Here is a 19,320-nt window from a genome sequence, read left to right as displayed (position 1 = left end):
GCAGTTGGGGGATCATCATCAGTGGCCGACGTCAAGGTGTGCTTGCGGCGGGTTGGCAGATGCCAGTCGCGCGGCACGCGGCGTGTTCCGGCTCTTGAGCGCGCGAACGGTGCCGTCCGTGATCACGGCACTGATCCCAGGGATGTCGCCGACGGCGAGGGCACCGAGGGCCGTGTCGGCCGTCGATCCCCAGGGCGCGTCCATGACCACGATGTCGGCCACGGCACCCTCACGGAGAAACCCGGAAGGAAGACCCCAGGTGCGCGCGTTGTTTCCGGTGGCACCCGCCCAGACCAATGCCGGATCGAGGCCCGCGAGGGAGGAAAGTTCGGCGACGGTCTTCATGACTCCGAGCGGCATGACACCGGTACCGGTGGGTGTGTCGGAGCCGATAACAATTCGGTGAAATTGGCCGGAGTCCAGGGCGCGTCGAATGATTCGTATCGACGACATGAGGTTTCCGGCCTGAACCAGCTGCAACGCCATATCGGTGCGATCCATGATCGCGTCAACACCATCGACACTCAGGGCGGTCGGTCCGCCGTTGACATGCCCGCACACATCGGGTGCCAGCTTCATGAGATGGTCAGGAGTGATTGGCTGACTGCCCGGGATGCTCGCACCGCCGGAATGGCACATGACTGTGATTCCATGTTCCTGCGCCCACCGAACCTGATCGACGCCGTCTGCGGGATCCTTATACAGGCCGAACCCGAACTTCGCCAAATGGACGCCCGCCCGTTGAAGATCTGCGAAATCCTCACGGGTAAGCGTCGGTTCGAGGACCACTGCACCGGCGTGCACGCGCATCCCGCCGGGGCGGAAATTGTCGAAACAAGTCTTGGCAGCAATTGCGAGGGCCTTGACACCGATGGCACTATGCGGCCTGCCCGGCGCATGAATCTCGCCAGGCGAGACCACGCTCGTGATCCCGCCGTGCACGTAACTTGCGAGGAAGTCCACGGTCTTCTGCCGGGGAGTGTAGTCACCGAGCACGACGTGACAGTGCGAGTCGATCAACCCGGGTGCGACCGTACTTCCCACCGCATCCAACACGACATCGGAATCGTCAATCAGGGCGCGAAGATCCTCCGCACGGCCGATCGCAGTGATGATGCCGTCCTCACACAACACGGTATCGACCCCGTCCAGGACCGGAATCGTCATGTCCCCGGATAGGACCGCTCCTGCGCCGGTCACCGCCAACCGCGCGCTCACGCCGTCGCCTTTTCTCGAGCTTCGGCGAGAGACATTCCACCCAGACGTGCATTGATGCGTCCCCGGTTCGCCACCACGGCGATAATGACCAACTCGTCGGGCATCGGGCCGTCGGGAATCGTCACCGTAAAGGCGTCGTAGTGACTGCGCACCCAGACATCGTCTTTGTAGGCGAGCGGCACGTCGATCGACGATCCCGGTGCAGCGACCTTCGTCACCGACGTGATCCACGCATCGCCGCCGCCGATCTCGTTGCGGAACGCGTCGCCGAACACCGATGTCAGGGCCGCGTTGACATGCTCCTGCTCGCCCGCGGTTCCGGCGATACCCCCCTTCCCGTAGCTTTCGACGGGCTCGCCGAGAAGTCGAGCTGCCTCGGCGCCTAGATACGCCGCCACGTCGCCCGAGGCAGTCACGACAGAAGAGAGATCTTCTACATAGCCTCGTCCGGCGAACGGGTTGTTCACGACAGCGCACATGGCAACCTTGCGCAGGGGCCCGCGGTCGTCCTCGGATAATGACACCGTTCGGATCTCTTCGACCTGACTCCAGACCTTCCGGATGGTCAATACTGCGTTCGACACTATTCTCCTCGTACTTCAGGGTGGATTTCGAGAGCGGATAGCACCGACGCGACTACCGCCCGGTTGCTGGTTACTACCGGGACGCCGAGCGCATCCTCGATCTGAGAGGCGGCCTGGGAGGCCGCAAGATTGGTGCATGAAAGAAACACGGTGTCGATCTCGGTCTCGCCCACGCTTCGTACCGTGAAGTCGACGATCTCGGGGGTAGTCACTGCAGCAATCGCAAAGTTGTCCAGCAACCCCATGCTTCCGGTCGATGGAACTGACAAGCCTGCGTTGATCAGGCTGCCTGCAACTCGATTCGTCAGCTCGTCGGGATAGGGGGTGACGACCGCGACCCGGGTCCCGCCTGTGGCCGCAATTGCAATCTGCGCAGCCTGCAGCGTGCTGACCGGTATTGCATCGGTCTTGAGGCCGATCTCTCGGCAAAGTTTGGCGTCGAAGTCATTGCCGCGCAATGCGCCCGCGCTGGTACAGCCGAAAACAACCACATCGGGCCGGGCGCTGGCGAGGTCTCGAACTGCAGGCTCGACGTGGTGGTCGAGCATTCGGTTCTCTGCGGCGGCATCGCAGTCGGCGAGGTGCATCCTCGCGACGTGGACGGTCGCATATGGAGTGAGGGCGCGGGCCAAATCAATCTCCATCGTCGTGTTCGACGAGGGAACCAGCAGTCCCACACGGGACGATGAATTGCGCATACAAGAGTCCTTTCGAGAGGAAATGTGCCATCGGAGCGATGACCAGCGTCACATTTCCTACACAAATATATTGGCAACATGTTGCTGGAATGTCAATGGTGAGGTGTGGGATAGGTGAGCGGAGGGCACGCTGGGTTCCGACGATCATGGCAGCAGACTGCGAAGCCCATGATCTTGACGTGGTGAGAGATGGCGAGGGTGTCCGCTCGCGCGAGCTCCTCGGATCCGGCCGTCATCGTCCGCGACATCTCGATGGCGGTCCGGTCCACCGCGATCCGTGGCCACACCGGGCGGGTCGCCGACGCGGGCAAGGAAACCCCGACAACATCGTGTGGCGGTCTTCTTCATCTTCGCGTGGTAGCTCTCAGCGTTGCCGCACCGCTGGAGCCCGAGTAGAACGGGCCGATTCTTCGTCCGCAAAGGCCTCGGCTCGCGCTCAGAGGCTTGTCGATGCCAGGGGGCTCTGCCCGCTGATGGCTGGGATGCAACTGCAGGTGGAGCGGGCCGAACTCATCGAGAGCGCCATCTGCGTGCGCCGACGACAGTAGGCGCCTCGTCCCGGCGCGCGTGTTCGAAGTGCTGCGAGCCTGAGTAGGCAGGCGCTGGCGGTCAGAGCCCTCCCTTTTCGCGTCGTGTTTTGGTTTCCCAGTCCTTGATTGTCGCGAGCGGGCCGAGAATGTCGGCAGGGAGATCGCTGGCGAGCGGTTGGCCGTCGCGCACCCGCTGCGGCCAGTTCCGGTTGGCGAGGGCGGGCTTGCCCAGCGCGACGATGTCGGCGACACCGGATTCGACGAGTCCGGCCGCGTCATCCGGATCGTCAAGGTTGCCGTTGACGATGACCGGCACCCGGCCGTGCTCGGTGGCCAGTTCGGCGAGGGACTTGCCGGCCTCTCCGAACGCGGGCGCCAGAGCCTTGTACTCGGTGGTGTGGATGAAGTCGATGCCGGTGCGGCCCAGGGTCTGGAAGATCACTGCGGCATCCTCGTCTGCGCCAGCCCACCGGTGCGCGTAGTCGGAGACCTTGCCCTGGGAGATCCGGATACCGACGGCAATGTCGTCGCCGACCGCGTCGACTACGTCGGCGCAGACCTCGGCGGCGAGGCGGACCCGGTTGGCGACCGATCCGCCGTACTCGTCGGTGCGGATGTTCATGTAGTCGGTGAGGAACTCGTCGAGCAGGTAGCCGTTGGCACCGTGAATCTCGACGCCGTCGAAGCCGGCGTCGCGGGCGAGGCGCGCGGCAGAGACGAATGCACGACGGGCCGCGGTGATGTCGGTGGTGGTCATGGCGGTGGGCTCGCGATACGGACCCGAGCCGCGATACATGGCCAACTGTTCGCCCTTGGGGCGTACCGCCGAGGGGGCGAGGGTGACGTCAGTGAATGGATTCGCCTGGGACTGGCTTCCGGCGTGCATGAGCTGGGCGAAGACTTTCGCACCCGTCTCGTGGATCCGGGCGATGATCGGGGCCCAGGCCTTCGCGTGGGCCTCGGTGGCGATGCCGGGCTGGAACAGGTAGCCCTGGCTCGCCTGCTGGTCGATATAGAGGCCTTCGGTGATCAGTAGACCGAATCCGCCCTCGGCGAAGACCCGATAGTAGTCGCCGACTTGGTCGGTGGGATCGCCGTCGGCGGTCGCGCTGACCCGGGTCATCGGGGCCAGCGCGATCCGATTGCCGAGCAAGACCTTGGCGATCTCGGTCGAACCGAACAGTGCGGAGTGGGCATCGAGAGTGCGAGCGGACATGTGACTTCTGTTTGCTTTCTGTCGATACGGCGGACTGGTGGGTGACGGTGAACGTCGATGCGCTCAGGCCGAAAGCGGCCGACAGGCGGCCGACTCCAACCGGCCCGCGGCGTCGGTCGGGCCGCGTCGGTCGTGTGTCCTTTCCCTGCGCCGACCAGGATCCGCACCGACCGATCGAATCGCCGAGCACTGAGCGCGTCAACGCCACTTTCCGTGGCCCGTATTCCCGTCCCCGGCCAACTTTGAGCGGTTGTGATGCCAATCATCCTGAGTTCATTTAGATCCCTGCCGAACCCAGATCGGGATCCCTACCTCGCCCGACCGCCGGGCAGTACCTCACCTGCTTCAGGACGAGGCCAGTATCTGGCGAAGGGCGTAGATATCTGGTATCTGCGCTATTTGACTGTGGTGATCGCCCTCGATGTTCTCGAAGGGTCGACTCGCGGAGTCGAAGGACCGGGGTTCGGGACAGATTCCATGGAACCGGGCCACCGCTTCGTTCCAGGCCATGCCCGATCGGTGTGAATCTCGGCGAGGTCCCAGGATGTTCAGGGCGCCTGTCGTGTCAGGTGCTGGTGCGCACCGTGAGTTCCGGGGTCAGTTGGAGGGATTCGACGTCCTTGCCGTCGAGGATGGCCATCAGCATCTCGAGGCTTTGGCGTCCGATTTGGTGCATGGGGGAGCGTGCAGTGGTGAGTCCGACGCTTTCGGCGAGTGGTGTGTCGTTGAACCCCGCTAATGCGATGTCGTCCGGGACTGTCAGGCCTGCCCGGGTGAACGTCCCGAGTGCGCCGATGGCGGCGAAGTCGTTCACCGCGAAGACCGCCTCGGGCAACGATGCTTCGGCCAGGATCTTGGCGGCTGCAGTGTCGCCCGCGGGAGCGTCGAATCCACTCGGGACAAGGTGGGCCGGGTCGACGTGGAAGCCGTGCTGTTCGAGCGCTTCGAGGAAGCCGGCGCAGCGGTCGATGGAGGTCGAGACCTGGGGATCGCCGGCGATGAGGCCGAAGGTGGTTCGACCCGATGCGATGAGATGCTCGGCGATCATCCGGCCGCCGGCGCGGTCGTCGCATGTCACCGACCGATGTCCGGGGGAGCGACGGCTCACGAGGGTGAAGGCGATGCCTTGCTCGGCTAACTCGTCGAGGAACGGGTCCTCGAAGCGAGCATCGCCGAAGATGAGCCCGTCTGCTCGTCGGTCTAGGAGCTCTCTCGCTTTGGTGCGGTGTTGTGTCAGGTCGTCCAGTGAGTTGGACACCACGGTGAAATAACCGTGCTCCGCCGCGGCCTCGTCGATGCCCTCGTACATCGTGGCCAGGACGTAGTCCTGGAGGCGGGGAACAACGACCCCGATCATGGTGGACTTGGCTGTGCGCAGTGAGGCGGCATACGGGTTCTTGCGATAGCCGCGCTCGTTGGCGAGGGCAAAGATCCGCTCCGTGGTCTCCGGTGCAGCCCACTTTGATGCCGGGCCTTGAGGATCGTTGAGGACGCGGGAAACGGTAGAGGCATTGAGCCCCAACTCCTCGGCCAGCGCTTTCAGCGTCACTGCAGATCGTCGACTCATATCCCCTCTTCTTGTGGGCAGGTGCACAGAGAGAACGATAGATCTTCACTCATCATGTTGCGGATCACCCTAGTTCTGTTCTAATGTCGTGCCAATCACATTACACAATCGATTGCGGCATTCGATTGCGGCATTCGATTGCTTAGGACGTTTGCCGCCGGGCCGGTCGTCCCGGAGGGAAGAGGCAGCAAGTGACACACATTCAACTGCTCGGCACGGGAGGGACCATCGCCTCGCGCGGTCAACGCGGTGATGCCGCAGCGGGTGCGGTGGCCACCGATGCGGCGGCCGACCTGGTGTGTGGACGGTACGGACAGATGAGCGTGTCGGCCCGAGACATATTGATGACCAACAGCTTTCGGCTGATGTTGGCCGACCTTCGCATGATCGCCGAGGCCGTGCACGAGGCACTCGACGACCCAGGCAACGACGGGGTCGTAGTCACCCACGGCACAGACACCCTGGAGGAGACGGCGTTTCTGCTGAATCTAGTGCACACCTCGACCAAAACGGCAGTGCTGACCGGAGCCCAGCGTCCTGCGGACAGCCCGGTGCCAGACGGGCCCGGCAACGTCGAGCAGGCGCTGCTCGCGGCCTCGTCTGTGCGACTGCGCAACAGCGGCGTGCTCATCGCCTTCGACGGCACGGTCCGCTCCGCCCGGGGTGCCCGCAAGGCCCACACCACTGCGAGCAGCCCGTTCCAGGGTGGCGTCGAGGTTGCGCATATGGAGGGAGAGCAACTGGTGGTCACGGCGGCGCCGCGGCGCAACCCGCCGCTGCCCGTCCCCGCGGTGGCGTTCGACACTACCCGCGTGGAGATCGTCACCGCTTATCCCGGCGCGACGCCCGACATGTTGGGGTTCGCGGTGAGCTCGGGTGCCCAGGCGGTGGTGCTGGCCGGTACCGGCGTCGGCAACGCCGGCCCCGAGTTCGCGGAGACGGTAGCAAAAGTCGTCGAGGGCGGGTGCGCGGTGATCCTCAGCACCCGCGCCCCGTGGGGGCCCGTTGTCCCGCTCTACGGCAACGGCGGAGGTGCCGACCTTGTCAAGGCTGGGGCCATTCCGTCCGGGGACCTCAACCCCTTTCAAGCGCGCATCCTCGCTGCCTTGTTGCTTTCCCATGGGATCCCGGCAGCCGAGATGTCCAGTGCGTTTCAGGCACACCTCCACTAGTTCCCATCTACCGAAGGCGACGTCGACCGTCGCAATACCGGATCCACCACCCGATTCGGATCCACAACCATCAGAGGAAGTGAACATGTCCAAGAAGATCTATGTTTCTGTCGGGATTGACGTCGACGCCGTCGGCGGCTGGCTCGGCTCGTACGGCGGGGAGGACTCTCCGGGCGACATCTCTCGGGGCCTGTTCGCCGGCGAGGTCGGTGTGCCACGGCTGCTGCAGCTCGCGCAGCGGCGGGAGATGCCGGTGACCTGGTTCTGGCCTGGTCACTCGATCGAGACGTTCCCCCGAGAGTTCGACGCGGTCGTGGAGGCCGGACACGAGATCGGGGTGCATGGCTACAGTCACGAAAACCCGATCGCGATGACCCGCGCGCAGGAAACCGAGATCCTCGACTACTGCACCGATCTGATTGAGAAGCGCTCCGGTAAGAAACCGGTTGGCTACGTGGCCCCGTGGTGGGAGTTCTCTGCGGTGACCAATGAAATTCTGCTCGAGCGCGGTTTTCTCTACGACCACTCACTCATGCACAACGACCACACTCCGTACTACGTACGGGTCGGCGATACCTGGACGAAGATCGACTATGCGGCGGACTCGGCGAAGGAGTGGATGAAGCCGCTGGTGCGCGGTGAGGAAACCGACCTGATCGAGATCCCGGCGAGCTGGTACCTCGACGATCTGCCTCCAATGATGTTCATCAAATCCAGCCCAAACAGTCACGGCTTCGTTTCCCCCCGCGACGTCGAGCAACTGTGGAAGGACCAGTTCGACTGGGTCTACCACGAGATGGATTACGCCGTCTTCCCGATCACCATCCATCCCGATGTCTCCGGTCGGCCGCAGAATCTGCTGATGCTCGAGCGGCTCTTCGACCACATCGACGGCCACGACGGGGTGGAGTTCGCCTTCATGGAGGACGTCGCCCGCGACTTCGCGAAGAGAAGTCCTCGCTGAGGCCTCTCCTGCGATCCGCAGTCGACCAGTACCCGTGAAGGATCGACAACTCTGGTGTCCAGTACGGGGTGGTCGCCGGTCCTTGTGTGTCGTCCTCGCCGCGCCGAGTAGGCCGTTTCAGAGCCTCGGTGCGGTGCGGGCGACACGAATCGGCTAACCCCAAGCATCCTGTCTCGTACCGCCAACCGATTATCAGCACCATCTAAGGACCATCATGGCCGAAACCAGCGACACATCGGCGGCTCCAGCCGCACCTGCCCCATCGAAGCTTCGCATGCGGTGGTACACCCGGCAGTGCATCCCCACGCTCGAGAACTACCTGCGTGAGGTGCTGGCTGGTCGCACAGACGTCGACGTCAACCTCTCGGACAGCGTAGAGGAGCAGGCGACCACCGAAGCCGGCATCGGCGACCCAACCGTGTCGGCGACCACGGTGCAGTCGGCATCTGCACTTCAGCAGTGCCATGACGGTCACGACGTCGTCTTCTTGGACGCGCGGGCCGAACCTTGCATCGGTGCGGATCCCGAGGCATTTGAGAGTCAGTGGGCAGCCGAGCGTGCGAGGCAGCGAGCTATCACTACCACAGCAGCCTTGATGGATGCCCTCCACGTATACGGGGCGACGAAGGTGGGACTATTCAGCGCGTTCGGAGATGACCTGACTACGCAGATATGTCAAGCCTTGGCAGAACAAGGTGTGAATGCACTGCCCGTGAATCTTCCGCATGATTCGGTCGGTAGCGCTACACAGGTGTCGACTGTGATAGGAAGTCTTCTGCAGCAAGAGCCAGAACTGCACGCCTGTGTGGTCCTCGGAGCTGAACCACTCCTTCCCGTCGACATCGAACAATTGGAGTGCGTTCACGGTCTGCCAGTGTTGGATTCGGCGACAGCGTTGCTGTGGCAGGCGCTGCGTCTCGGTGGAGGAACCGGCAATCCGGGGGCTGGCACTCTGTTGCGGGACGGCATGGTGCGCGCGCAAATGCAGCGCATTTGCGAGGACCTGCTGGTATCCACCGGCGGAGACCGCACCACGCTGCGCATCGACATAGACAAGCACGGGCTGCACATTGATACCCCCGCAGCCGAGGCGGCCAACTCCGGGGTGAGGCATATTCGACACGAGAAATCTCTGCACATGCGACAGCTCGATACCGTGGCGTGGCTCGAGGCCGAGCGGTCGAACTTGCTTCAGCCTGACTTTGGTCGCCCACCGTTCCCCCCGAAGGCGCTCATCGAGGTTTATGGCGTCCAGGCGCAGATGCTTGGGCCTGTGATCCTCGACGGTCACTTGACCGGCTTTCTTTCAGTTCACAGCCTGAGCCAGCGGGCATGGACCGCCCGCGACGAGGCTGCCCTCAATGGCGCCCGAACCGCTGTCGAGTCGCTCTTGGGCCGACTAGGTGACTAACACCGCCATGACTCTTGCGTATTGAAATCCACTATCCGAAATCCGCAGTGGGGCGATGTATCGCACGCGCGCGTTACCTCGCACCTCAATGGTCATTTGTGAACTGGAGTTGAAATGAACGAACAAGCGGTTCGAGACCGTATCGACAATCGTGGATGGGGTCCATTCTTCCGCAAGCTCTGGATTGCCAGTGGCTTAGGCTGGATGGCTGATTCCATGAATGTAGCCGCTTTGGGCCTGGTCCTTCCGTTGATTCTGGTCGATCTAGGGATTAGCAGAGCGGAGGGGGGATTCATTGTCAGTGCCACCTTCGTCGGGTTCATGCTCGGAGGCATCCTCACGGGACGGTTGGCAGACATCCTGGGCCGTCGCACACTGCTTACCGGCAACATCGTTCTCTTCAGCTTGGCTGCAGTAATGGCGGGGCTGTCCCAGGACTTCTGGTGGCTTCTGATCTTCCGATTCATCCAGGGAATTGGCATGGGCGGTGAGTTCCCCATCATCGGGACCTACCTCAACGAAATGAGCCCCACCCGCTACCGTGCCCGCATTGTCGGACTCACTTCCGCGTTCTACGCCTATGGATTCGCGCTGATCCCGCTGATCGGCATGTTCGTGGTGCCCGTCGTCGGCTGGCGTGGATTGTTCCTTGCATTGGTCATCCCCGTGGTCGTTGCTCTCTGGGCGCGGCGAGCCCTGCCCGAATCCCCAGTCTTCCTGGCTCGCAAGGGCAGGACCGCCGACGCTGAGGCTGCACTGCAACTCATCGAATCCGGCTCGACTGAGAAGCCTGCGGAGAAGGGCACCCAGGAAATGGAGACCGGCGGGAAGATCCTCTCGGTCCGCACCGGGATCCTGGTGATCACTTGGATTCTCATCTTTTACGCGCAGTATGGATTCGGCAGCTGGCTGCCTTCCGCCATCAATGAGGCGGTCGGAAATGCTGGGTCGAGCTACCTGCTCACCTCCCTCCTCTTCAGTGGCATGGTCGCCGGTTACCTGCTCGGCGCCTTCTGGGGCGGCCGATTCGCCCCGCTTCGGTTTCTTACCTTCGCATTCATCGAGTTCGGCATTGCCTTGATCCTTTTCGGTCTGTCCTCGGGCATCGTGTTCATGATGGTTTTCGGCTGGCTTGCCGCTGCGGGGTACGGATTCACGACGGTCTCTGCGTACTTGTACACGCCACGACTGTTTGATACCAGCGTCCGCGGCACAGGTATGGGACTGGTGACCGGGCTCGGCAGGATCGGCGCTGTCGTCGGGCCATTTGTGGTCGCTGTGCTCAATCCCGAGGGGAGCCTGGGAGCTTCTTTCGTGTCGTTTGGACTGGCTTCTCTGGCCATCGTCGCCCTATTCCTTCTGATCGACTCGCGCCGGGTACCGGCAGTGCGCACTCAACACCAGGCGGTCACGGCATGATCACGCCCGTTGCTGCCGGACTTGTCACCTACAACCTCTACCCGGAACTGGTGTCCGGATCCGTCGAGCATGCCGAAGCCGCCCTCGGCGCGATTCGAGAACACGACATCTTCGAGGTCTGGGAAATCCCTTATCGTGACGGCATATACGACGATCCCAAGGTGCGCTCCCTGTTGCAGGACAAGACACTGTTGATCGGCACGCAGACCTCCTTCATTCAGCAAGGGATGAGCGTCGCTGCCGTAGACGACGACGCCTGGAATCACGCCTACACACATCTGACCTCCGCCGTGCAACTGGCGGCCGAGATCGGAGCCACCTACCTGGCAATGTGGGGCGGGGAGTCCACGCAGGAGCGTCCCGGTTCTCCGGAGAGAACGCTCAAAGCGATCGAAGGCGTGCGAACACGAGCCGAGGACGGTGGCGTACGACTCTTGATCGAAGCCTTCCCTCGCTGCAGCTTCAGTGCGTCCTTGGTACCAGATCACCACACCGCGGTCGAATTGTGCAAAGCCGCGGGCGGAGCACTGGGCATCATGTTCGACCCGGCCCACCACACCCTGGCAGGTAGCAGCCTGCCCTTGGACTCGTGGGAGCATGTCGACTACCTGCAGTTGGCCGCCGGGGGGATCGATCCCCACGGCCAGCCCGTCGACAGTCACCCACTCTTCGGTGCCGACGACGCTAACCTCGGTTGGGCAGACATGCTCTCTCTTGTCGACAATGGAGTCCGTGCCGGGTACGAGGGTGCCGCAACTTTCGAGGTCAAGGCGGAGCCAGCGAAACGGCGCGCGATGCTCGAGACCTTGGCCGGACTCGGTCGTGAACTAACGGAACCCCGATGAACCGCACCGTCTACGTCGGCCAGCCCATCCACCCGGACGCACTCGAGCTGTTGCAGGCCCACGGGACCGTCTTGTTGGGCTACGGACCCGACGCGGTATCCCTCGATGAAGCGATAGCCGGCATCGGGGCGATAGTGCTGCACTGGCAAACAGTTGATCGGGAGTTCCTCGATCAGGCGCCAGAGTTGCGGATCATCGCACGCCACGGTGTTGGCGTGGATAACGTGGACGTTGCCGAAGCCACCGCCCGGGGGATCCATGTAGTCAATGCTGCCGAGTCGAACTTCCGGTCTGTGGCCGAGCAGGTTTTCGCCCTGTTGTTCGCAATACGTCGACACATTCCGCGAGGAGACCAACTCGTGCGGCGCGGTGACTTTTCAAATCGCGACGTGACCTTCCTCGGGGACGAGCTGTTCGGCTCCACCATCGGAATTCTCGGGTTTGGACGGATCGGTAAGCATGCGACTCGGATTGCTCATGGCCTAGGTATGAGGACCGTGGCATTCGATCCATACCTCAATCCTGAGCAGATTTCCCGCTGCGGGGCCGATCCCGTCGAGTCTCTCGAGGAACTGCTACAGGCCGTGGACGTCATTACCATCAATATCCCACTGTCCGATCAGACACGCGGGCTGCTCGGGACACGGGAGTTCGCCCTGATGAAGCCCGGCTCGGTACTGATCCAAACCTCACGTGGGGGGGATCATCGACGAGCAGGCGCTGGCGGCAGTGTTGTCCAGCGGTCAACTGGCAGGGACCGGACTCGATGTGTTTGCACACGAGCCTCCCCAACAGGACAACCAATTGTTGGGAAGGGAAAACGTTGTTCTTTCCCCCCCACGTCGGCGCGTACACCCGGGCCGCGGAACGACAGATGAGCGTCTTCTCCGCCCAGGCGATCGTCGACATCTGGAGCGGAGTAAACCCGGACGCCACCGGACGAGTGTGGGCAAGAACTCCAGAGCAAAAACGCCTAGTCGAGACCGGTCACTGGAAATCAAAGTCGGGGCATAGGAAGACCGAAACATGACTGTAATGATCACCGGTGGAGCGGGATTCGTTGGACTCAACATCGCCGAGTCGCTACTGGCGGTTGGCGACGATGTGGTGTTGTTCGGCCTCGAAGCACCATCAGAGGCGTTCATCGACAGTACCGCGTCCTTGCCTGGGAACCTTCACTCAGTTATCGGTGACGTGCGCGACCGAAACGCGTTGACCGAAACTATGTCCACCCACGCCGTCCGGCGCCTCGTGCATGGGGCAGCCATCACTGCCGGTCCCGACCGGGAAGCGACTTCAGGGGCAGACATCGTGGCCGTGAACGTCACCGGGACAATCAATGTCCTTGAAGCGGCCCTGAAACATGGCGTGGAACGTGTGGTTCAGCTCAGTAGCGGGTCGGTATACGGCCCCAGCTCTGATCCCGCCAACAGTCTTGACGAAGTAACCAATCATCCGGTGCCCGAATCGGTATACGGAATCACCAAATATGCGAGCGAGCGCCTGGGAGTGCGATACAGACAGACACGCGGACTGGACGTAGTCGTCGCCCGACTGGGCGTGGTCTTCGGAAAGTGGGAATACGCCACCGGAATGCGCGACGCTCTCAGCGTGCCCCGCACTTGCTGTCCCTAGCCAGTCTGGGCGAAAAGGCCCGTGTCTTCCACGACCTTCCCGACGACTGGGTATACGCCACGGACGTAGCAACTGCCATCGTTGGTCTGCTCAAAGCGGACCACGTGGCCGAGGGGGTACTGCACGTCGCCACCGGAAGGCGTTGGTCAGTTGCCCGTTGGTGCAATGAAATCCGTCGGCACTACCCACACATGGACATCACCATCGTTGCCGATCGCGCATTGGCCAATGTCGGCAACGGGACGCCAAGCCCGCGCCCACCCTTCTCAATCGCTCGGCTCCAAAAAGAAATCGGGTACCAGCCTCGATTTCGTGAGACCGAGGCCGCGTCGGACTACATAGGTTGGTGGAGAGCAGTCAGTGGGAATGTGAGCTGACGACAGAAGACCAACAAGAACGGTAGCCCGCACCCAGGGTGGACTCCAGTGCTGTGCCGAATGCCCGTACCCCAGCAGGTGCGGATTCGTGTGAATGGGGCCGCAGAGGCCGACACCATCGCCCCGGTACGTGTGAGTTCGCTCAAGTTCTGGGATCCGGTGCTGGTGTGCACCGTGAGTTCCGCGTCGGTTGCAGGGGTGCTGGAACCGGTTGGCCGGAGGGAAGAGGCAGCACGTGACACACATTCTACCGCTCGGCACTGGAAAGACCATCGCCTCGCGCGTTCCACGCGGTGGCCATGGCCCCGCGGCGGCGGACCTGGTGTGTGGTCGGTACAGAGAGGACCACAGCGTTCGACTGGCGTTGGCCGACCTGCGCATGATCGCCAAAGCCGTGCACGAGGCGGTCGGCGAACCCAGGCAACAACGGGGTGGAGTTCGCCTTCATAGAGGACGTAACCCGCGTCCCTGCGGCCCGCAAGCCCTACGCCGTGGGCGCGTAAACATCGCCCCGTGGATCCATGACGAAAGAAGGAATTCCGATGACCCTCATGTCCGAAATCAGAGATGTCGAGACAATCGACCGTCGCACGAGAGCTAAAGCGCTCGTGGCCAGCGGAATCGGCAGCACCATCGAGTGGTACGACTTCTTCCTCTACGGGACCATGGCGGCACTCGTCTTTGGCCCCTTGTTCTTCCCGTCAGATAATCCGAGCGCGGCCCTGATGCTCTCGTTCGCCTCCTTCGCGCTGGCGTTCGCCATGCGTCCCCTCGGCGGCATCATCTTCAGCCATATCGGGGACAGGATCGGCCGGAAGAAGACGCTCGTGATGACACTCTCACTCATGGGCGGCAGCACCCTGGCCATCGGTCTATTGCCGGACTACACGGCCATTGGAATCTGGGCGCCGATCCTGCTGACGGTACTGCGTCTGATCCAAGGACTTGCGCTCGGCGGCGAATGGGGAGGCGGAGTCCTGCTCGCCGTCGAGTATGCACCCAAGAAATACCGTGGCCTCTTCGGCGCCGTTCCCCAGGCGGGCACCATGCTTGGCCTCGCCCTCGGCTCGGTGGCGGCCTCCGGCGCCACCGCTATCTTCTCCGAAGAAGATTTCCTCAGGATCGGCTGGCGCATCCCGTTCATCCTGTCGTTCGTCCTCGTCCTCATCGCATTCTGGATCCGCCACACCGTCGACGAAACGCCGTCGTTCAAAAAGGTCCTGGCCAGAGAGAACACGAACAAGGTACCGCTGGTGGAAACCATCAAATATCACTGGCGGGCGGTGCTGGTGACCATCGGCGCCAAATTTATCGAAACGTCGGTCTTCTACGTCTTCGCGGTGTTCTCCATCTCCTACGCCATCGGGCTCGGCTTCGAGCGGACCGACACGCTCAATGCGGTGCTGTCCGCCTCCCTGGTCGCCGTTCCGACGGTCCTCTTTACCGCCTGGATCTCCGATCGAATCGGACGGAAGAAGACGTTCGTCGTCGGCGCCGTGTCCAGTATGGCCTTTGTTCTGCCCTTCTTCTGGCTTCTCAACCAAGGCTCGGTCGCACTGCTGTTCGTCGCCGTGGTCGTCGGCTTCGCCGTCGTCTATCCCATGTCCGGAGCCGTCATGGGCCCTCTGTTTGCGGAGAACTTCCCGCCGGAAGTCCGCTACACCGGAATATCGCTGGGCTACCAACTGGGAACGGCATTGGTTGGTGGCACCCTGCCCTTGATCGCAACCATCATGTTGGCCACCTTCAACGACTCCTACATCCCGATCGCCCTGTTCATTGTCGCCTGCGGCATCGTTTCCCTGACCGCGATCGCCTTCGCCAAGGAAGGCCGCGGCCGAGACCTGGACACATAGCACTCTCACGAACGGCTAACCGTGAGTCGGTCGCAATCCGTCCCGCACCGATTCCGGCCGACTCAACCAGTCGTCAACTCATCACAAAAGGACCCGCAATGCCGCCGATGACGCGAATCGGAATGATCACCCCGTCCTCCAATACCTGCCTCGAACCCCTCACATACGAGATCCTCGGCGACCTCAAGGATGTATCGGCACACTTCACCCGGCTCAGCGTGACGCAGATCTCGCTCGGCGACCAGGCAAAGGCCGCGTTCGACACCGACCGGCTCGTCACAGCAGCAGAACTTCTTGCCCAGGCCGGAGTGGATGTGATCGCGTGGAACGGAACGTCCGGATCGTGGCTCGGCCCGGCACAGGACTCGGAACTATGCGCTCACATCACTAACACCACCGGGATCCGGGCAACGACGTCGACGCTCGCGATGTTCGACGCATACAAGAAGCTGGGAGTCACGCGTCTGAGCCTGGTCACGCCCTATACCGAAGACGTGGTGGCGGACATTGTCGATCATTACGCGCAACTCGGTTTTGAGGTGGTTCGAGAGGCCCACGCCGGCCTCACCGACAACGTGGAAATCGGAAACCTTAACCCCGACAAAGTCGGCGATCTCGCGGTGCAGGCGTCTAGCGACGCGGCCCAGGCAGTCAGCGTTGTTTGCACCAACATCTCCACGGGACGGCTGACCGAAGCCCTGGAAGACAGAGTCGCAATGCCCCTCGTGGACAGCGTTATTGCAACCCTCTGGAAATGCCTTGACCTATCCGACACCAGCAGAAGGCCGGTTCCAGGGTGGGGCCGTCTGATGAACACATAGCACCACCCGAGGAACAGCAACGTACCTGGCCACTCACCCCAATTCTCTGGTCGTGACCAACGATTGACATGCGGCCGATCGCGCCGACGAACCCTGCTCTGCCGAGGCTACAGAGGAAGGGAACGTGCCCCAGCACCGGAGTGAGAACCTGCCGGTCGCCTCGATCCCTGAACTCTTGTAAAAATGGAAGGACCCGATGAATTCATCTGCTGTAGAGGACGCACTCGATCCCAGCGATGCTCGCTCATGGCTTCTGGTGCCAGCGACACACCTGCTCGTTGCGCAGGACGAGGTTCGCCGGTGCGGTGCCGATGCCGTCGTCGTCGATCTTGAGGACGGTGTGGCGCCGGCCGACAAGTTACGAGCACGCGACGCTGTCCAGCAGTGGAGCGCGGCGGGTGGACGGGGATGGGTTCGGGTCAATGCAGCACCGACGATCGACTGGGAAGCCGACCTGGAGTTGGTGACCCACTGCCCTGGTGTGGTCGGAGTGGTACTCGCGAAGGCCGAGTCCGCAGATCAGATCCGGGCAACGGCGGAGAGGTTGGACCCTAAGGTCAGCATCGTCGCGCTGATCGAGTCGGCGACTGGAGTGCTTGAGTCAGCGTCCATCGCGCGGGTGCCCGCGACGACGCGGTTGGCTTTCGGCAGCGGTGACTTCAGGCGTGACACACATGCACTGGACGATTCCCACACGGCGATGGCTGCCCGTTCGCAACTCGTTCTGGCCAGCAGTTCGGCGGGCCTACCGGCTCCGATCGATGGGCCGGCACTCGACGCCGACATACTGCAGGCGTACTGCAAACGAGGTGCGGCTCTTGGTATGGCCGGCATGTTGTGTCTCCATCTCGATCACGTGCCGGTCGTGAATGCAGAGTTCACCCCGAGCGAGGACGAGGTTGTTCGGGCACATGACGTCCTTGCCGACCGCGGTGAGGAACTCGACGGCAGTTACCTACCGCGACGCCGTCACGCACAGGCGGTTCTCGATCGCGCACGCCGATTCGGCGTCGATCCGCTGGCGCGGCGCGAGCAGGCAACAAATTGAGGCCGGGTCATCCCATGCTCGAGTACATTGGAGCAACACGACGTCGCCTCCTGGCCTGATTTCAACCCATCACCCTTGCTCAGGGCACCGACATCCTTATCGAAACTATTTCCAGCCGCGTCAGCCAGACGCGAGACAGCCGAACCCTTGGAGGTGCACTCGAAATGTGTGGAGCCTGTTCCTCGACAATGCCCGATTGGGCTGGACCTTTGGTCTCCGGCCAAGTCAGGCGCCAGGCGATCGCGAAGTACGTAACAGAGGTATGTCCCGCGATCCACGCGCGTGCAATCCCGAAGGGGTGGATGGTATCGGGCCGAAAGGGCGGGGCGACTGTCGCCAACACATTCGACGGGTTGCTGGCCAGCGTTGAACCATATTGCAGGGCCGCCAGCTGGGACGAGCTCGACGACTCGTTGCTGCATTGGTCAGGTGCCTCCGTCGATAACAACGATGCCTACTGGCCCGCCGTTGCACCTGGCGTCACGCAAGCCCGAGCTGTATTGAGACTGTCCAGGAATGCTCCCAACCACTTAAGGCTCACCGCGTTCGCGCTGGGGGTCCGATGCTTTGAATCCGGTTGCGTAGTAGCCATGTTCGGAGCTCCCGGGGAGGAGTCAGGGATTGTTGCCCACGACGGGTACATCCTCGGAGCAGCTGCAGCTGAGTTCGAACCTTGTTGAGTTGTTGTGCTACTCGAAGCAACGGATACGGTCTCCGACACGGGACGGGGCCCTCTGGGAGGGCATCACCGAGGACATCGCGATTGTGCGATGCCGATGTAACCGGCAACTGCGGGCGCCGATAGGAACCGGTGGATTCAATCGACCAGACCGCGTAAACCGGCCGGTGATGAGGTACGGCCTGCACAGCTCGGCCAGCCCGGTGACGGACTCGATGGCCGCTGCACCGAGTCGCTTGCCACCCGGCTCATCTGCCGATCCAGTTGCAGTGAGAGTATTGCGAAGACTGTGGGCAGGATTCTTGGGACGCGCTATTCCGCCAATGTCGGACGTGCCCCGGAATAGTTCCCGCTGCGGACATCGTATGCCCAACTGGGCCTTCAGAGGGTGGCGGCGGTGACGCCAGCGACCGCGAGCGAGAGGAGGGCAAGCGGGGGAGGAGCCGAGGACTGCCGTGCACAGGAGGGTGGTCACGGCGATGCTCGCTTCTCGGCGGTCGAGGAACGCCGTGTCGTCTGGTGTACTGCCGTCGCAACCGCTGGGCTCGGGGTCGGGTTGGGGTGGCGGTCACCGGCCCCACAGATCCGTCCACCGGACACGGTAGGGTGTTTGCTTCACAGGTACTCGAGTATGGGGAAGAGCGCGATCTCGGACACCGAGATGCCGGGGACTCCGGCGACGATGCCCAGCAACGCCCGCAGGGGGTCGGCTTCGTCGTTGGCGACGCGAGAACGTGTTGTGGCGACGGCGCCGTAGAATATCGCGCACAGACCGAGGGCGAATCCGAGCCCGAACACCCAGAACGACGCGATCGACGACGCTTCCAGCACGATCGAGATCGTAGGCAACACGAACCGTGTTGCCTCGAGCACCGAGGGGTAGGGCGGAGGAACACCCGTGGCCGGTTGTTGCTGGTGGTTCGAACGGGGCGAGGGCTGTCATATCCTCCTTTCGAGGATGGGGGTGTCGGTCGGTGAGTGCATCTCGGTGCGAGCGTTTCTCGCGGCCCGGCGGGGGTGTCGGCTACGAAGAATTCAGCATCCTCGATATGGGAGTGCTAGACGGTATGGGGGTGGCTGGGGCCTCGCTCACATGTGAACGTGGGTTACCGACAGGAATGTGGTCCTGGCCGGTAGAGCCACAAGATGTGGGAGGCCCCAGTGATGAGTCAGCGTACGAGTGTCGGGTTGGATGTGCACGCGCGGTCGGTGGTCGCGTGCGGTCTCGATGGTGAGACCGGTGAGATGTTCGAGCGTCGGTTGACGCCGGATCATCATGA

Annotated in this window: 17 protein-coding genes and 2 pseudogenes; 13 read left to right on the top strand and 6 right to left on the bottom strand. The window is 62.6% G+C overall.

Going from position 1 to position 19,320, the window contains the following annotated elements:
- Positions 1–18: 18 nt before the first annotated feature.
- From ACFU5V_RS40170 to ACFU5V_RS40160, 3 genes are read right to left on the bottom strand one after another with little or no spacing between them, the layout of a single operon-like run.
- Positions 19–1,167, bottom strand: coding sequence for an amidohydrolase family protein (locus ACFU5V_RS40170; RefSeq protein WP_378706618.1), 1,149 nt, complete (start codon positions 1,165–1,167; stop codon positions 19–21).
- Between the two features lie 47 nt (positions 1,168–1,214).
- A complete protein-coding gene (locus ACFU5V_RS40165; protein ID WP_378706616.1) occupies positions 1,215–1,802 on the bottom strand; it encodes an amino acid synthesis family protein in 588 nt (195 codons plus the stop codon).
- Positions 1,802–2,500 (bottom strand): aspartate/glutamate racemase family protein, encoded by a 699-nt coding sequence (locus ACFU5V_RS40160; protein WP_378706614.1) that lies wholly within the window; start codon positions 2,498–2,500, stop codon positions 1,802–1,804. The genes ACFU5V_RS40165 and ACFU5V_RS40160 overlap by 1 nt, the downstream gene beginning before the upstream one ends.
- 198 nt (positions 2,501–2,698) lie before the next feature.
- On the opposite strand from ACFU5V_RS40160, the gene ACFU5V_RS40155 reads away from it, so the two are divergent.
- Positions 2,699–2,896 carry a hypothetical protein gene (locus tag ACFU5V_RS40155; RefSeq protein WP_378706612.1) on the top strand — a complete coding sequence of 66 codons (198 nt, stop codon included), beginning with the start codon at positions 2,699–2,701 and terminating at the stop codon, positions 2,894–2,896.
- 213 nt (positions 2,897–3,109) lie between these two features.
- Here the strand turns inward: ACFU5V_RS40155 and ACFU5V_RS40150 are convergent, their stop codons facing one another.
- Together ACFU5V_RS40150 and ACFU5V_RS40145 are read right to left on the bottom strand one after the other, a co-directional pair.
- On the bottom strand, positions 3,110–4,246 hold the full coding sequence (locus ACFU5V_RS40150) for an NADH:flavin oxidoreductase (RefSeq protein ID WP_378706610.1): 1,137 nt from the start codon (positions 4,244–4,246) through the stop codon (positions 3,110–3,112).
- Between the two features lie 565 nt (positions 4,247–4,811).
- The gene (locus ACFU5V_RS40145) at positions 4,812–5,813 is read right to left on the bottom strand and encodes a LacI family DNA-binding transcriptional regulator (RefSeq protein WP_378706608.1); all 1,002 of its coding nucleotides are present in this window, start codon (positions 5,811–5,813) and stop codon (positions 4,812–4,814) included.
- Positions 5,814–6,004: 191 nt separating this feature from the next.
- On the opposite strand from ACFU5V_RS40145, the gene ACFU5V_RS40140 reads away from it, so the two are divergent.
- From ACFU5V_RS40140 to ACFU5V_RS40090, 11 genes and pseudogenes are all read left to right on the top strand, one after another.
- Positions 6,005–6,985 carry an asparaginase gene (locus ACFU5V_RS40140; RefSeq protein WP_378706606.1) on the top strand — a complete coding sequence of 327 codons (981 nt, stop codon included), beginning with the start codon at positions 6,005–6,007 and terminating at the stop codon, positions 6,983–6,985.
- An 85-nt stretch (positions 6,986–7,070) separates the two neighbouring features.
- Positions 7,071–7,949, top strand: a complete 879-nt coding sequence (locus ACFU5V_RS40135; RefSeq protein ID WP_378706604.1) for a polysaccharide deacetylase — start codon at positions 7,071–7,073, stop codon at positions 7,947–7,949.
- A 214-nt stretch (positions 7,950–8,163) separates the two neighbouring features.
- Entirely contained in the window at positions 8,164–9,360 is a 1,197-nt protein-coding gene (locus ACFU5V_RS40130) for a GAF domain-containing protein (RefSeq protein WP_378706602.1), read from the top strand.
- Positions 9,361–9,474: 114 nt separating this feature from the next.
- Positions 9,475–10,779: an MFS transporter gene (locus ACFU5V_RS40125; RefSeq protein WP_378706600.1), complete on the top strand. Its 1,305-nt coding sequence runs from the start codon at positions 9,475–9,477 to the stop codon at positions 10,777–10,779.
- Positions 10,776–11,624: a TIM barrel protein gene (locus ACFU5V_RS40120; protein WP_378706598.1), complete on the top strand. Its 849-nt coding sequence runs from the start codon at positions 10,776–10,778 to the stop codon at positions 11,622–11,624. Before ACFU5V_RS40125 ends, ACFU5V_RS40120 begins: the two co-directional genes overlap by 4 nt.
- Positions 11,621–12,313 (top strand): annotated as a pseudogene (locus ACFU5V_RS40115) (NAD(P)-dependent oxidoreductase); the annotation flags it as partial. The gene ACFU5V_RS40120 and the pseudogene ACFU5V_RS40115, both read left to right, overlap by 4 nt.
- 4 nt (positions 12,314–12,317) lie before the next feature.
- A complete protein-coding gene (locus ACFU5V_RS40110) occupies positions 12,318–12,638 on the top strand; it encodes an NAD(P)-dependent oxidoreductase (protein WP_378706596.1) in 321 nt (106 codons plus the stop codon).
- A 12-nt stretch (positions 12,639–12,650) separates the two neighbouring features.
- Positions 12,651–13,259 (top strand): NAD-dependent epimerase/dehydratase family protein, encoded by a 609-nt coding sequence (locus ACFU5V_RS40105; protein ID WP_378706593.1) that lies wholly within the window; start codon positions 12,651–12,653, stop codon positions 13,257–13,259.
- Positions 13,260–14,178: 919 nt separating this feature from the next.
- The gene (locus tag ACFU5V_RS40100) at positions 14,179–15,492 is read left to right on the top strand and encodes an MFS transporter (protein ID WP_378706591.1); all 1,314 of its coding nucleotides are present in this window, start codon (positions 14,179–14,181) and stop codon (positions 15,490–15,492) included.
- 98 nt (positions 15,493–15,590) lie between these two features.
- Positions 15,591–16,313, top strand: coding sequence for an Asp/Glu racemase (locus ACFU5V_RS40095; RefSeq protein ID WP_378706589.1), 723 nt, complete (start codon positions 15,591–15,593; stop codon positions 16,311–16,313).
- A 256-nt stretch (positions 16,314–16,569) separates the two neighbouring features.
- Positions 16,570–17,361, top strand: a complete 792-nt coding sequence (locus ACFU5V_RS40090; RefSeq protein WP_378706587.1) for an HpcH/HpaI aldolase/citrate lyase family protein — start codon at positions 16,570–16,572, stop codon at positions 17,359–17,361.
- A 1,294-nt stretch (positions 17,362–18,655) separates the two neighbouring features.
- On the opposite strand, the gene ACFU5V_RS40085 is transcribed toward ACFU5V_RS40090, so the two are convergent.
- The gene (locus ACFU5V_RS40085) at positions 18,656–18,871 is read right to left on the bottom strand and encodes a hypothetical protein (protein ID WP_378706585.1); all 216 of its coding nucleotides are present in this window, start codon (positions 18,869–18,871) and stop codon (positions 18,656–18,658) included.
- Positions 18,872–19,186: 315 nt separating this feature from the next.
- Between ACFU5V_RS40085 and ACFU5V_RS40080 the strand changes: the two are divergent.
- Positions 19,187–19,320 (top strand): annotated as a pseudogene (locus tag ACFU5V_RS40080) (IS110 family transposase); the annotation flags it as partial.

It is taken from the genome of Rhodococcus sp. NPDC057529 (genome assembly GCF_042802055.1).
In the GTDB taxonomy this organism is placed as follows: domain Bacteria; phylum Actinomycetota; class Actinomycetes; order Mycobacteriales; family Mycobacteriaceae; genus Rhodococcus_F.
Note: the sequence above shows the minus strand (reverse complement) of the source record. Positions and strands in the feature narration are given on the sequence as shown.